At 65.0% G+C, this 13884-nt stretch carries 13 protein-coding genes; 2 read left to right on the forward strand and 11 right to left on the reverse strand.

What is annotated here, in order from left to right; genetic code table 11:
* Positions 1 to 5 precede the first annotated feature (5 nt).
* Positions 6 to 524 (forward strand): GspH/FimT family pseudopilin, encoded by a 519-nt coding sequence (locus OUY36_RS18110; RefSeq protein ID WP_267935412.1) that lies wholly within the window; start codon positions 6 to 8, stop codon positions 522 to 524.
* A gap of 79 nt (positions 525 to 603) precedes the next feature.
* Complete coding sequence (locus OUY36_RS18115) at positions 604 to 1464, forward strand: LysR family transcriptional regulator (RefSeq protein ID WP_267935414.1); 861 nt, start codon at positions 604 to 606, stop codon at positions 1462 to 1464.
* Positions 1465 to 1474: 10 nt separating this feature from the next.
* On the opposite strand, the gene OUY36_RS18120 is transcribed toward OUY36_RS18115, so the two are convergent.
* From OUY36_RS18120 to nosZ, 11 genes are all read right to left on the reverse strand, one after another.
* Positions 1475 to 2614, reverse strand: coding sequence for an HPP family protein (locus tag OUY36_RS18120; protein WP_267935416.1), 1140 nt, complete (start codon positions 2612 to 2614; stop codon positions 1475 to 1477).
* 99 nt (positions 2615 to 2713) lie between these two features.
* Entirely contained in the window at positions 2714 to 4159 is a 1446-nt protein-coding gene (gene ccoN / locus OUY36_RS18125) for a cytochrome-c oxidase, cbb3-type subunit I (RefSeq protein WP_267938203.1), read from the reverse strand.
* 268 nt (positions 4160 to 4427) lie between these two features.
* Complete coding sequence (locus tag OUY36_RS18130) at positions 4428 to 5537, reverse strand: methyl-accepting chemotaxis protein (protein ID WP_267935418.1); 1110 nt, start codon at positions 5535 to 5537, stop codon at positions 4428 to 4430.
* Positions 5538 to 5548: 11 nt separating this feature from the next.
* Positions 5549 to 6292 (reverse strand): SDR family NAD(P)-dependent oxidoreductase, encoded by a 744-nt coding sequence (locus OUY36_RS18135; protein ID WP_013983992.1) that lies wholly within the window; start codon positions 6290 to 6292, stop codon positions 5549 to 5551.
* Between the two features lie 117 nt (positions 6293 to 6409).
* The gene (locus tag OUY36_RS18140) at positions 6410 to 7600 is read right to left on the reverse strand and encodes an NnrS family protein (RefSeq protein WP_267935421.1); all 1191 of its coding nucleotides are present in this window, start codon (positions 7598 to 7600) and stop codon (positions 6410 to 6412) included.
* 318 nt (positions 7601 to 7918) lie between these two features.
* Complete coding sequence (tatA, locus tag OUY36_RS18145; RefSeq protein ID WP_014597691.1) at positions 7919 to 8101, reverse strand: twin-arginine translocase TatA/TatE family subunit; 183 nt, start codon at positions 8099 to 8101, stop codon at positions 7919 to 7921.
* A 36-nt stretch (positions 8102 to 8137) separates the two neighbouring features.
* Entirely contained in the window at positions 8138 to 8710 is a 573-nt protein-coding gene (locus OUY36_RS18150; protein WP_014597692.1) for a nitrous oxide reductase accessory protein NosL, read from the reverse strand.
* Between the two features lie 27 nt (positions 8711 to 8737).
* A complete protein-coding gene (locus tag OUY36_RS18155) occupies positions 8738 to 9568 on the reverse strand; it encodes an ABC transporter permease (RefSeq protein WP_267935424.1) in 831 nt (276 codons plus the stop codon).
* Complete coding sequence (locus OUY36_RS18160; protein WP_267935426.1) at positions 9565 to 10491, reverse strand: ABC transporter ATP-binding protein; 927 nt, start codon at positions 10489 to 10491, stop codon at positions 9565 to 9567. Before OUY36_RS18160 ends, OUY36_RS18155 begins: the two co-directional genes overlap by 4 nt.
* Positions 10488 to 11801: a nitrous oxide reductase family maturation protein NosD gene (locus tag OUY36_RS18165; RefSeq protein WP_267935428.1), complete on the reverse strand. Its 1314-nt coding sequence runs from the start codon at positions 11799 to 11801 to the stop codon at positions 10488 to 10490. Before OUY36_RS18165 ends, OUY36_RS18160 begins: the two co-directional genes overlap by 4 nt.
* Before the next feature lie 126 nt (positions 11802 to 11927).
* Positions 11928 to 13841: a TAT-dependent nitrous-oxide reductase gene (gene nosZ / locus OUY36_RS18170; RefSeq protein ID WP_095460775.1), complete on the reverse strand. Its 1914-nt coding sequence runs from the start codon at positions 13839 to 13841 to the stop codon at positions 11928 to 11930.
* Positions 13842 to 13884 lie beyond the last annotated feature (43 nt).

Genomic DNA, 13884 nt, shown 5'->3' on the forward strand with positions numbered 1-13884 from the left:
GCCAAATGCCGTATCGCGTTCGGCCACAGGCCACCTCGGGTGTTCGCCAGGCCGCGTTCACCCTGATCGAACTGATGGTGGCACTCGGCGTGCTGGCCGTGCTGGCTGCGATCGCCGTGCCGGGCTACGACAACATGGTGCTCAACAGCAGGCTGCGCACCTACACCACCGATTTCGCGGCCAGTGCCCGGCTGGCCCGGAGCGAGGCGATGAAGCGCAACACGCCGATCACGCTATGCAGCTCCAGTGATGGCAGCAACTGCGACGACGCCGCTGGCTGGGAACAGGGCTGGGTAATGCGCGCCGGCAGTACGGTGATCCGCAGCTACCCGGCGGCGAAGGATGGCTATCTGCTCGCCTCGACGGTTCGCGAACTGACCTTCCTTCCCAGCGGCTTCGGCGCCACGCCGCTCTCGCTGACCATCTGCCGTGCCTCGCCGCTCGGTGGTCAGGAGCGCGCGCTGACGCTTTCGGTCACGGGCCGCGTCACCGTAGCGCGCACGCACACCGGCAGCTGCTCCTGAGCCCGGCAGGCACCGCGCGCCACTGAAGGCCGGCACGGTTGCTACAATCGCCAGCCCACCCGGCTTGCAAGGCTCGACCATGGACATCGATCTCGCCCGCACCTTTCTCGAGATCATTCGCAGCGGCAGCTTCATCGCCACCGCCGAACGTCTGCACATCACCCAGACGGCCGTCACCGCACGGGTGCATAACCTCGAAAGCCAGCTCGGTTGCCGCCTGTTCGTGCGCAACCGTGCCGGCGCTCGGCTGACTCATGACGGCGAGCGCTTCGTCGCCTACGCCAACCAGCTGGTGCAGACCTGGGAAGCCGCGCGCCGCGACCTGCCGCTGTCGCAGGGCAGCGGCAAGCTGCTGACACTGGGCTCCGATGTGAGCCTGTGCAACCCGCTGATGCTGGCCTGGGTGCAACGCCTGCGCCAGGGGCTGCCGGGCCATGCGGTACGGCTGGAGATCGCCAGCGGCGAGGAGCTGCAGAAGAAGCTGGATCTGGGTGTGCTCGACGCTGCACTGGTGCACCAGCCGGAGTACTGGCCGGGCCTGCAGGTCGAGCAGCTGCTGGAGGAGAAGCTCATCCAGGTGGTGCAGACGGCCAATCCTGATCCGTACCTGTATGTCGACTGGGGCCCGGCATTTCGCAAGCAGCACAACCAGGCGCTGCCCGAATGCACCCGCGCCACGCTTTCGTTCAGCCTCGGCCCGCTGGCGCTGCAGTATCTGGTGCAATGCGGCGGGCGCGGCTACTTCCGCACCCGCGTGGTCCAGCGCTACCTGGAAGAAGGCATTCTCAAACGAGTGGAGCACGCACCGGAGTTTTCCTACCCGGTCTATCTGGTGCGTGCCCGCGCCAGTGACTCGCCGGCGCTGGGCAAAGCCATCGAGCTGCTGCGCGAGCTCGCTCTCGACGACTACGACTGGTCGCGCTGGTACTACGAAATCTGACCGGCGCGGCTCAGTCCGGCAGCTGCTTGAGCCAGTTGCGGTACAGCGCGGCGATCAGGTCGGTCTGGGTGATCATGCCGATCAGCCGCTGCTGCGCGTCGACCACCGGCAGGCAATGCAGGCCGAGGTCGGAGAGCAGGTAGACCAGCTCGACCATGTGCGTATCGGCCGTCACCGAAACCACTGGCGAACTCATGATCGCGCGCAGCTTGGTGCCGCGCAGGAAGTTCAGCTGGCCGAAGCTGAGCCGCCCCGGGCGTGGGTGGAAGTGCTTGAGCAGATCCACCTGGGTGACGATGCCGACCAGCCGGTGATCATCGCCCTCGACCACCGGCAACGAGCGCAGGCGATGCTGCTGCAGCGTCTGCCAGGCCTGTTCGATGAAGGTATCCGGGGTGTGCCAGTAGAGATCGCGCGACATCACGTGCGCCGCGGTGATCTCGCCCATGCTGCGGCGCAGGGCGTGCTTCTCGGTCTGCTTGATCAGCCGGGCGAGGTCGTCGCGGGTGATGTCGACGTACTCGCCGAATTCGGCCAGCGCCCGGTCGACGTCATCCTGGACAAAGCTCATTCGCTCGCCTGGGCGAGGATCCCGGGTGTGGTGCTCGTTTTCGCGCGGCAGGCGCGCCTTGGGGTAGGGATTACCCGTGAGGTTGTTGAACAGCAGCGCGAAGGTCACCAGCAGCAGCGAGTTGAACATCACTGGCCAGAGCAGGCCGAAGTGCAGCTGGTGCAGGTCGGGGCCGCCCACTGCGGCCACCAGCGCCAGCGCGATGCTCGGCGGGTGCAGGCAGCGCAGCGCAAAGAGACACAGCAGCGTCGCCGCGCCGGCCAGCGTCGCGGCGAGCACGCTGGGCAGCCCGGTGAGGCCCAGGGAGACACCGATCAGCGCGGCGAACAGGTTGCCACCGATGACTGACCAGGGCTGCGCGAAAGGGCTCGACGAGGCGACAAACACCAGCACGGCGGAGGCGCCAACCGGCGCGATCACTTGCAGCGCCAGCCCGGTGCCGACTAGCCAGCGGTCGCTGAGAAACACCAGTGGCATGACCAGGGCGACGCCGATGGCGGCGCGCAGCCAGTGTCGGGGAGCCGCATTCAGGGGTGCGGGAACGAAGGATTTGAACCAGTCGATCAGATTGTCTTGCATGGAGGCTCTTGTCAGACGAAGCACCGGCTATGGGAGCGTAGCCGGGTTAAAAAGGTCCGTCCCTGGACCCTCAGGAGCTACAAGGGTAGCGAGTGGAAATCAAGCGGTCACAGCGCTCAGCTCTGCGTCTCGGGCCGGGGCGCGCCGCGCGTGGCGCACGGTCAGCCAGGTGTTCAATGCCATCAGCAGCATGCCGCTGGCGAAGATGGCGCCGCCGGCCATGCGCACGATGTAGCCGGGATGGCTGGCCTGCAGCGCCTCGATGAAGGAATAGGTCAGCGTGCCGTCTTCGTTGACTGCGCGCCACATCAGGCCCTGGGTGATGCCGTTGACCCACATTGAGGCGATGTAGAGCACGGTGCCGATGGTGGCGAGCCAGAAGTGCGCGTTGATCAGGCCGATGCTGTGCATCTGCTCGCGCCCCCACAGCCGCGGAATCAGGTGGTACAGCGAGCCGATGGAGATCATCGCCACCCAGCCCAGCGCCCCGGCGTGTACGTGGCCGATGGTCCAGTCGGTGTAGTGCGACAGGGCGTTGACCGTCTTGATCGCCATCATCGGCCCTTCGAAGGTCGACATGCCGTAGAACGCCAGCGAGACCACCAGAAAGCGCAGGATCGGGTCGGTGCGCAGCTTATGCCAGGCGCCGGACAGGGTCATCATGCCGTTGATCATGCCGCCCCAGCTCGGCGCCAGGAGGATAATCGACATCACCATGCCCAGGCTCTGCGCCCAGTCCGGCAGCGCGGTGTAGTGCAGGTGGTGCGGACCGGCCCAGATGTAGATCGAGATGATCGCCCAGAAATGCACGATGGAAAGGCGGTACGAGTAGATCGGCCGCCCGGCCTGCTTGGGTACGAAGTAGTACATCATGCCGAGAAAGCCGACCGAGAGAATGAAGCCCACCACGCTGTGCCCGTACCACCATTGCACCATCGCATCGGTGGCCCCCGAGTACATCGAATAGGACTTGAGCAGGCTCACCGGGATCAGGGCATGGTTGATGATGTGCACCATGCCGGTGACGATGATGAAGGCGCCGAAGAACCAGTTGCCGACATAGATGTGCCGGATCCGCCGACGGGCGATGGTGCCGAAGAACAGATAGGCGTAGAGCACCCAGATCAGCGTCACCCAGAGCGCGATCGGCCACTCCATCTCGGCGTATTCCTTGGACGTGGTGTAGCCCAGCGCGTAGCTGATCGGCATCGCCACGCAGGCCGCTTGCCAGCCCCAGAAGACCACAGCGGCCAGCCGGTCGGAAATCAGCCGGGCATGGCTGGTGCGCTGGACGATGTAGAAGGACGAGGCGAACAGCGCGCCGCCGCCGAAGGCGAAGATCACCAGATTGGTGTGGATTGGCCGTAGGCGGCCGAAGCTGGTCCAGGGCAGATCGAAGTTCAGCTGCGGCCAGACCAGCTGCGCGGCGATGAAGACGCCGAGGCCCATGCCGAGCACACCCCAGACCAGCGTCATCAGGGTGAACTGGCGCACCACGTGGTAGTTGTAGGCAATCGGTTCGGGACTGTTGTGCAGTTCGCTCATGCTCGCCAGGCGGCCGACGCGGGCGCCCAGGAAACGAACATCGAGATCTGCCAGCGCAGCGCTGGCAATGGTCGACGGACCGGCACGCCGCATCCGCTCGCCGTTCCTCCTGGGATCGGTTCATATCGAGCGCGACGGAATGCCGCGCAGACGGAATGCGTGCGCATTGTCTGCGGCGAGTTAAATGTTATCTAACGAATAGTATTGATCGATAAGCGCAATATTCTTGCACTAATCTCCCATGAGGCAGAAACCGCAGCCTGCAGTATCAAGCCGCGCGGCTCGTCCCTTGCTCGTACTGATCGACCACCGCAGTGACGATGCGCATCACCTCCAGGTTGGCGTCCTCCATCTGGCCGAGGTGGCGCAGCGCGGTTTCCAGGGCGTTCTCGGCGAATGCATCCAGCGCCGCCTGCCCTTGGGCATGCACTGCCGTATGCGGTCGCTCGATCTGCCGGAAGCAGTCCAGCGCCTGGATATCGCGGTTGCCCTCGCCGTAGTACCAGCGACCGAAACGACAGTCGCGCTCGCTCGGCAGCTGCGGAATCGGCTGTGTCTGGTCGCTCAGCAGATGGTTGTAGACCACGAACTTCAGCGACAGCTCGTCGAGATTGGCCAGCTCGATGCCGGCCCGGAAGGAAGACGCGGCGCTGCTCGCACGCATCGCCCCGGCCAGCTGGCGGAGCGTACGCATCGCCTCGACCGCGACCTCGGTGGTTCGGCTGAAGCCCTTGGCGTGGCTGCCCTGCAGCTGGATGTAGTCATGCACGTTGCGGATTTCGGCCTGTACTTCGCCAATCTTGCGCACGATGTCATCGGTCGCCAGCGCGGTCTTTTCCGCCAGGCTGCGAATCTCCCCGGCGACAACCGCGAAACCACGCCCGGCTTCGCCGGCCCGCGCCGCCTCGATCGCGGCATTCAGCGCCAGCAGATTGGTCTGGCTGGCGATGCCGCTGATGAGATCGACGATGCTGTTGATCTCCTGCGAGCGCTCGGCAAGGGTATCGACCTTGCGCGAAGCCAGGCCGAGGCCCTCCTCCATCTCGGCTGCCTTGCCCTGCAGTTCGCCGAAATGCTTCTGGTTGCTCAGCGCCGCGGCGGCGACCTCGCCGGCACGGGCCTTGTTGTCGCCCAGCTGCCCGGTGAGGAACTCGAACGACTCGCCGAGATGGGCCACCGAGGTGCTGAAGCGAATCAGCTTTTCCGACACGCCGCGGTAATAGTCGAGCTGTCGCTGGCGTTGCTGGCTGGCGGCTTCTGCTACCTGCAGCTGCTGTTCCAGCTCTGCGACGCGCGCCGACTGCTCGGCGTGACTGGCCTGCAACGCGCGCAATTCCTGCTCCAGGCGTACCGCGCTGCGCTTCCACTTGAACCACATGCGGGTATCCCTCAGCTGATGGTGTAGCCGTTATCCACCACCCAGTCCTGACCGAACACGCCGCGCGCGCCTTGCGAGAGCTGGAACAGGATGACGTTGGCGACCGCCGCGGACTCGAGGAAATGCCCCGGCAGCAGGCGCTTGGTAACGCCATCGGCAACGCCTTCAAGCTGGTCGTCGGTCAGTCCCAGCGTGCCCCAGATCGCGGTAGCGGTCGGCCCCGGCGAGACCATGTTGATGCGTACATCCAGCGGCGCGAACTCCACCGCCAGCGTACGCGCCTGCGCCGCCAACGCCGCCTTGCTGGCGATGTAGGCGGCCAGGCCGGGGAAGGTCGAACGGATCAGAAAGGTGCCGACGAACACCACCGAAGCCGGCTTGGCCAGCTCGTTACGCATGACCGCGAGGGTGTTCAGCGCACCGGCGCCATTGACTGCCCACTGCCGGTCGAAGGCCGCCATGTCGAGGCCATCGGCCAGTTCGGCGATGCCCGCATTGGGCACCAGGTAATGCACGGGGCCGAGCTGGGCCGCGCGCCGGCCCAGCTCGGCCAGGTCTTCGGCCGAAGTGACATCGCCACGCAGCCATTGCAGCTGCTCCGGATGCGTGGCCAACAGCGCCTCGAGACCGCCCAGGCTGCGCGACATCGCCAGCACTTGGGCTCCCCGCTGCAACAGGGCAGCACACAGTGCCAGACCGATTCCGGAGCTGGCACCGGTCACGACCGCAAGACGATCCTGAAACTCGCTTTTCATTCATCATCTCCGAGCTCGACACGCGTCGAGTCACAGGCCGCCTCGCCAGAGGCAGCGGTTTTCAAGCTGGTTAGGTGTGGCAGGTGCGGCGGCACCTGCCGATTGCGACTTGCGTTGTCAGCCCGGGTGTCCATCCACACGGGGCGCGACCAGCATCGGCGCGTAGCGCCAGACGTAGAGTGCGAAGGCCAGTGCCCAGCAGGCCGCTGCCAGCCACAGCCCGGCGACCGGCCAGATGACCGAGAGGAATACCCGCGCAGCCGTACCGAGGTTGAACAGCACGAAGGCCCCGACGATGCCCGCCGGTAACTGCAGCGGCCGACCGGTGTGGCCGAGGGTCACCCGAGCGATCATGGCCAGGATCAAGCCACTCATCGAGCCGACGCTCAGCGCATGCAGCGACGGGCTGGACTGCGCCAGCAGACCGAAATGCCAGAGCGCCAGGCCGAACGCCGCGACCACCAGCCAGAGCATCGCCAGGTGCAACGACCAGAGCAGGCCGACCTTCCAGATGCCCTTGTCATACCAGCGCGCCAGACGCAGCAGATGCCCGGCGCCGATAGCCGCGAACAACAGGCCCAGCACAGGGTGTGGCTGCATGGCGATGCCAACTGCATGCAACAGGGCGATCACACCGGTGCCCACCAGCAGGGCGACATCCAGCCATACCCAGGGCTTGAGCGCCTCGACCTTGCCCAGCCCGCGCTGGGTGAAGAACGGAATCACCCGCCCGCCGATCAGCGCCATCAATGCCGCCACCAGCCAGAGGCCGGCCAGCACGCCCTGGCGCTGCAGGGCATCGCTGCCTTGCAGGAGGCCGCTCAGCACCAGCAGGTCGGCACCGAACATCAGGCCCAGCACCACTACGATCGGGTAGTTGCGCTTCTGCCGCACCGCCCAGAGCATCTGCGCCATCATCCAGGCCAGGGCCAGCAGGAACAGCAGGTCCAGCGGCGCCAGCCACTCGGCTGGCAGGCCGAACAACCAGCCCAGGCGTGCCGCCAGCCAGAGCAGCGCCAGCCCCATCAGACGGTTGCCGGAGGGCGCGGTCTGCCCGGTCCAGGTCTGTACCGCGGTCAGCAGGAAGCCGGCGACGATCGCCATGGCGAAGCCGAACAGCATTTCGTGACGGTGCCAGGCGAGCCAGCCGCCGGTGGGCTGAAAGCCCGGCCAGAGCCCGGTCCAGGCGGCGACCCAGAGCGGAATTGCCAGCAGCGCATAGACGCTGCCGGCGAGAAAGAAGGGGCGAAACGCGAGCCGCCAGATAGGCGGGATACTCAGGGCTTTTCGCCGGTCGATAACTTGCACGGAAGGCCTCCAGTATTGCCATGTCCCGTAGCGCACAGTCGTGGGCGCAACGGGCAGATGAGCGCTCCAGAAAGCGGGAGCCAGGGTTACTTTCTACAGGGTAGGAGCGCTCGGCAGACTTGATTGCGATCAGCTTTTTTCCGAGGCGGCGGAAAAGTGACATGCGGCGCCGAAGACCGGCTCGAAGATGCACCATTGCGGTGCAAGGCGGCCATGCGGCCGCGCGGAGATGCGAAGCTGACCTGCAAGCGCGGACAGGCGCGCCGGCAGGTCTCGGATCGGCGACCGGGTGGACCGGCGCCGCAGGAAGGCAGACGCTTACTTGAGTTCCTGCTTCACCGTCTCACTGCTCGCGGTCGTTTCACCGTCGCTCACCGACTTGCGAAAACCGCTGATCGCGCTGCCCAGGTCGGAGCCCAGACCGCGCAGGCGCTTGGTGCCGAACAGCATGACGACGATCAGAAGAATGATCAGAAGTTGCCAGACGCTGATACCCATCATTGTGCTTACCTCGGATGTAGCGGAATTGATCGCGGCTCAGTGACCCGCGTGTGCATTGTGTCGATCGGCCGGCATGTGCTCGTGCATGCCGCCATGCTGCATGCTCGCCGCTTCCTGCAGCAGCGCCTGATCGATCTGATCGAAACGCAGCACGCGGCCACCGTGTTCCTCGGCCAGACGCTTGGCCGCCTGCTCGTCGGCGAAGGTCGCCAACGATGCCCCCATGGCCCCCTTGAGCGACGTGCCGACCACATAGTAGGCGCTGGTTGCGTCGATCAAGTGACTGTCATCCGGTTTTTCCCAAACGCTACGGCCCATGTCGTGCACGTACAGCTTGGCGTCGAGCAGGCGGTTTTCCGGCTGCAACCACCAGCCGAGCATCTCGGCAGTGGAGCAGAACTTCTTTACCCCACCCTTCTCCACCGCCTGCCCCTTGGGCCCGGGGAAGTCGCTGATGATCATGCCGCAGACATGGCATTCGTCGCTGTCGTGGAAGGCCACCGGGTCCAGCGCCTGCTCGACCTCTTCCTTCTCGCCGCAGCCGGCCAGGCCGACAGCAAGCAGCAGAGCGAGGAAGGTTCCGGCGCCGATGCGATGCAGTGCGTTCATAGAGGATTTCCTTTTTGATTCATGAATTCAGGCCAGCCGACGGCGGAAGATGCCGTAGGCCAGCAACAGCGAAACGCCAACCCAGGCCAGCAAACAGAGCCAGAGCACCGCGCCCGGCACCGGCAGGTCGGCACCGAGCGAGAGCACGCCCATGGCGCTGCCGCTGCCCTCGAAGCCGGACAGGTTGATCAGCCGGTAGATGTCGGTGGGGTTGAGCAACAGCAGCCAGGGCAGCAGTTCGGGATTGAACTTGCCCTCGCTGAGCACCAGCAGCGCGAGCAGCACCAGGTCGAACACCAGCACGAAAAGAAACCACACGCCGAGCGCCAGCCCGGCGGCACTGGACTTCTCGTTGACCTTGCCGCTGAGCACGTAGGCGAAGGCGAGGAATACCCAGCCGAGCAGCGTCGAGGAGATCATGAAGCGGCCGAACGCCCAGAACAGCATGCCGAGTTCGACATCCTCGACCAGCACCCCGATGGCCAGCGCCGCGCAGCCGAAGCCGATCAGCACCGCCAGGGCGAGGATCAGCCCGTGGCCGACGAACTTGCCGAGCAGGATCTGCCCGCGCCCCAGCGGATAGGTCAGCAGCAGCATCAGCGTGCCGCCCTCGTCCTCGCCGACGATGGCGTCATAGGCCAGCAGCAGCGCGATCAGCGGCATCAGAAAGGTGGCCAGACTGGCCAGGCTGGCGATGGTCGCCGGAATCGAGGTGAAGCCGAGCTGGCCGGACGCCGCAGCGCCGAGCCAGGCGATGCCCACCGCGAGCACGGCGAAGAGCAGGCTGATGGCGAGCAGCCAGCGGTTGCGCAGGCCGTCGCTGAGTTCCTTGCGGGCGATGTTCCAGACCTGGTTCATGGGCGACCCTCCTGGGCGCGTACGTCACCGGCGCGCTCCATGTAATAGCGGTAGAGGTCTTCCAGCGACGGCTGGTGGATCTCAATGTCCTCCGGCTCGCTCTCGCCGAGCAGCTGGCGCAGCAGCACCAGCTTGTGGCCATTGATGGCAACCACTTCCAGACTCGTCTCGCTGAGGCCGCGGGCGCTGTGCCCGGCATCGGTCCAGCGCTGCAGCCAACTGTCGCGCTCGCTGATGCCGCTGGCGCGGATGCGCACCGGCAGCCCGGCCTCCGCACGCAGTTGCGACAGGCTGCCGACCGCCTGCAAGCGACCCTTGGCGAGGATCGCCGCGCGGTTGATATGCGCCTCGACCCCCGGCAGTACGTGGGAGCAGAGGATGATGCTGGTGCCGCGCTGACGCAGGCGGTCGATCAGCTGGTAGAGATCCTGGGTGGCGATCGGATCGAGGCCCACGGTCGGCTCGTCGAGCAGCAGCAGGCGCGGTTCGCCGAGCAGCGCCTGGGCCAGGCCGAGGCGCTGGCGCATGCCCTTGGAATAGGTCTTCACCCGGCGGTCGGCGGCATGGGCCAGGCCGACCTGCTCGAGCAGCTCGTCCACCTGGCTCTGCGCCGCGCCCTTCAGGCGGGCGAAATGGCGCAGGGTTTCGCGGCCGCTCAACTGCGGGTAGAAGGTCACGTTCTCCGGCAGGTAGCCGAGCTGGCGGCGCACCTGTGGATCGTTCGGCGCGCGGCCCAGGACTTTCACCTGGCCCACGCTCGGCGAAAGCAGGCCGAGAATCAGCTTCATGCTGGTGGTCTTGCCCGCGCCGTTATGGCCGAACAGCCCCAGCACCTCACCTTCACCGAGGTTCAGGTTCAGATCGTGCAGCACGGTCATGCTGCCGTAACGCTGGCTTACGCCCTGGATCTCGACGGCGTTCATGACGTTGGTTCCTGCTTTTCGGTTAGGAGTTCTTCAGTCGGCAGCTTCATCAGCGGATGGCTGTCCTGCACGCCCGGCGACTTGACCACCGGGAAGGCACGCTGCACCCAGCGCAGCACTTCGATGCTCGGGCTGTTCATCAGCAGGCGCACCTGCGGGTAGAGCCAGAGCAGGCGGTCGACGTTGTCGTTGGGTTCGTAGGCGACGTCGCCCAGGCCGTCGTCATTGCGGTCCCAGCCCAGGTAGTCGCTCCAGTAGTTGCCACGGCCGTCCACCGACCATTCCTGGGTGCGGGTCGCCACGTACTTGACCTGCTGCTGGTTGCCGACGAAGGCGTTGCCGGAAATGCGGTTGTCTTCGGAGCCGGCGGTCAGGTGGATGCCCAGCGAGCTCTTCTCGAAATGGTTGTTCTCGATGGTGTTGAACAGCGAGTTGTAGATGAACAGCGCCTTGCCCTCGCCGCCGCTGATCATGCTGTCGCCACCGGTATCGCCACGCTGCACCTCGCTGACGAAGTTGTCGGTGATGGTCGAATAGGTGATGTAGTTCATCAGGATGCCGTAGTTCTGATCCTGCTCGGAGCGGTTGCCCGTGACGATCAGCTTGCGGCTCTGCATCAGCGCGTAGCCGGTGCGGGTACGGCGGGTGACGTTGTCGATCACGCTGTTGTCGTTGGCGAACATGTAATGCACGCCATAGCGCAGATCCTCGAGGACGTTGGCCTCCAGGTGGTTGCCGTTGGAGGTGTCGATGTAGATGCCATCGCGGACGTCACGTACCCGATTGCCGATGATGCGTGCACCGTTCACCGCGAACAGGTGAATGCCGTTGCCGCGGTCCTGCGAGCGAATGTCCACCTCACCGACGATCTCGTTGCCGATCACCTGCACGTCGGCGGCACCATCGACGAACACGCCGAAGCCCGGCCCCTGCATACGGTTGTTCCGAATCAGCGCCCGCGGCGCGGCCGGCAGGACGAACACCGCCGAATCCATGGCCGTGAGGTCGGAGCCCCAGTCGCGCAGCGTGCAGCCGTCGACGAGCACGTCGGGCGCGCTGATGAGCAGGCTGCTGCCCTGCCCTTGCGACTGGATGGTCGCACCCGGCTCGCAACGCAGCTGCATGGGCTGCTCGATGGTGAACTGCCCCTGATATTCCCCGGCAGGCAGGCGCCAGCGGTTCTCACCGTCGGGCTGCAGCGGCAGGGTGGTGATCGATTGCGGTGCCGCCTGAGCCGCACCACTGAATAGAAGCAGCAGCATGACTGCTGTGGGATATCGCGAGAAAAAACCAGCCTGAGCTTTGAACACTGCGTTTTGACCTTCTTCAGCTTGCAGGCGAACGGCGGTTGCCGGAAGGGTCGCGGCAGCATGCCGAAACCCTTCGCGGATTGCGACGCCATCGCCCGACCGCAAACGGGCGATGGCTGGAGCCGCTTAGGCGGGCTCGACCATCATGCGGCCGACCATTTCCATGTGCAGCGCGTGGCAGAACCAGCTGCAGTAGTACCAGTGCAGCCCCGGCTTGTCAGCGATGAAGGTGATGGAAGAGGTCTGTTGCGGGCTGATCTCCATGCTCGCACCGTGATTGACCATGACGAAACCGTGGGACACGTCTTCGATCTGGTCGATGTTGGTGATGGTCACGGTGACTTCGTCGCCCTGCTTGACGGTGAACTCCTGCACCCCGAACGCCGGCGCCATGGAGGTCATGTACACGCGCACCTTGTTGCCGTCGCGGATGACCTTGTTGTCGGTCTCCAGGTTGATGCCATCCTTCTTCGCCCTTTCCACGGTCGGCGCGAAGAACGGATCGTTGCGGTCCCAGAGCTTCTTCGGCTTGATCTGGTCGCGACGGGCCATGATGCAGTCGTGCGGCTCGGCATAGGTCGGGCCGTCATGCACCAGCTTCATTTCCTCACCGGAGATGTCGATCAGCTGGTCGTTTTCCGGGTGCAGCGGGCCGGTTGGCAGGAAGCGATCCTTGCCGAACTTGCACAGCGCCACCAGCCACTTGCCATCGGCTTCGCTGGTTTCGCAGAGCGAGGCGTGGATGTGGCCCGGCTGGTAGTGCACGTCGAGCTTCTGCTTGATGTAGTTGACCTTCTCGCCCTTGTAGGCGCGAACCGCGTCGGCCATGTTCCACTTGACCACCTGGCTGTCGATAAACACGGTGGTGTAGGCGTTGCCGCGACCGTCGAAGGTGGTGTGCAGCGGGCCGAGGCCCAGTTCCACTTCGGCGGCGATGGTGTCACGCGGATCGGCCAGCTTGTCGGCGAACAGGTCCGGCAGCTTGGCAATCTCGATCATCGACACGGTCGGTGACAGCTTGCCGTTGGCGATGAAGTACTTGCCGTCGGAGGAGGTGTTCAGGCCGTGCGGGTTCTTCGGCACCGGGATGTAGCGGGTGAACTGGCTGTCCTTCTCGGCCTTCTTGCGGCCGTCGAGCACCGGCACCTTGGAGTCGCCGAGGGTGATGAACTTGCCGGCCTTGACCGCCTTCTCCGCCGCCTCGATATCGAACACCACGACCCAGTCGCGCTCGTTGCGCATCATGCCGCCGAGGTCGTAGGCCTTTTCCGAGTTGTAGCAGGTGGCAGCGGTGAAGCGGCCGGTGTAATCGGCGTCGGTGTTGTCGAGGTTGCCGTCGACGATGATCTGGAAGGCCATCTCCATCTTTTCGGCGTCGATGACGTTGTACATGGTGTAGCTGTTTTCATCCTGCAGATCGAAGACCTTGCCGTCGTTCGGGTGCGGGATGACGAATTCGGCGTTGGCGAACACGTACTTGGTGTGCGGCACCTTCTGCAGACGCAGGCCGTGAATGGCCTGGCAGTTCGGCACGGTGATCATCTTGTCGCACTTCATGATATCGAGGCGGATACGGGCGACGCGGGTGTTGGCCTTGTCGTTGATGAACAGGTACTTGCCGTCGTACTTGCCGTCGGTCATGGAGATGTGCGGGTGGTGGCAGTCGCCATTGAGGAACTTGGCGCTGTCGCCCATGATCGCGCGGCTTTCGTTGGTCAGGCCCCAGCCGGTGGCGGAGTCGACGTTGAACACCGGGATGCGCATCAGTTCGCGCATCGACGGGATGCCCATCACGCGCACTTCGCCCTGGTGGCCGCCGCTCCAGAAGCCGTAGTAGTCGTCCAGGTCGCCCGGCGCGACGTGGATGTTCTGTCGTGCGTCCTTGACCGCTGCGGCCCAGGACTCGCGGCTCATCACCGCGCCACCGAAGGCCGTGGCCGCAACGGCCGCGCCAGTCACTGCGCTGGCGCCGAGGAAGCCACGACGGCTCATGCCGCCCTTCTCCAGCACCTCGGGATTGTTCTTGCTCTTGTCACTCATGGGGTTTTGCTCCTTTGGGACACTGCTTCAAACACATCGATCG

This window comes from Stutzerimonas sp. R40042, from assembly GCF_026642215.1.
Lineage (GTDB): Bacteria > Pseudomonadota > Gammaproteobacteria > Pseudomonadales > Pseudomonadaceae > Stutzerimonas > Stutzerimonas frequens.

Excerpts from the sequence above, each read along its gene's own strand:
- OUY36_RS18110 (WP_267935412.1), top strand. The coding sequence starts at position 6 with ATGCCGTATCGCGTTCGGCCACAGGCCACCTCGGGTGTTCGCCAGGCC.
- OUY36_RS18115 (WP_267935414.1), top strand. The coding sequence starts at position 604 with ATGGACATCGATCTCGCCCGCACCTTTCTCGAGATCATTCGCAGCGGC.
- OUY36_RS18120 (WP_267935416.1), bottom strand. The coding sequence starts at position 2,614 with ATGCAAGACAATCTGATCGACTGGTTCAAATCCTTCGTTCCCGCACCC.
- ccoN (WP_267938203.1), bottom strand. The coding sequence starts at position 4,159 with ATGAGCGAACTGCACAACAGTCCCGAACCGATTGCCTACAACTACCAC.
- OUY36_RS18130 (WP_267935418.1), bottom strand. The coding sequence starts at position 5,537 with ATGTGGTTCAAGTGGAAGCGCAGCGCGGTACGCCTGGAGCAGGAATTG.
- OUY36_RS18135 (WP_013983992.1), bottom strand. The coding sequence starts at position 6,292 with ATGAAAAGCGAGTTTCAGGATCGTCTTGCGGTCGTGACCGGTGCCAGC.
- tatA (WP_014597691.1), bottom strand. The coding sequence starts at position 8,101 with ATGATGGGTATCAGCGTCTGGCAACTTCTGATCATTCTTCTGATCGTC.
- OUY36_RS18150 (WP_014597692.1), bottom strand. The coding sequence starts at position 8,710 with ATGAACGCACTGCATCGCATCGGCGCCGGAACCTTCCTCGCTCTGCTG.
- OUY36_RS18155 (WP_267935424.1), bottom strand. The coding sequence starts at position 9,568 with ATGAACCAGGTCTGGAACATCGCCCGCAAGGAACTCAGCGACGGCCTG.
- OUY36_RS18160 (WP_267935426.1), bottom strand. The coding sequence starts at position 10,491 with ATGAACGCCGTCGAGATCCAGGGCGTAAGCCAGCGTTACGGCAGCATG.
- nosZ (WP_095460775.1), bottom strand. The coding sequence starts at position 13,841 with ATGAGTGACAAGAGCAAGAACAATCCCGAGGTGCTGGAGAAGGGCGGC.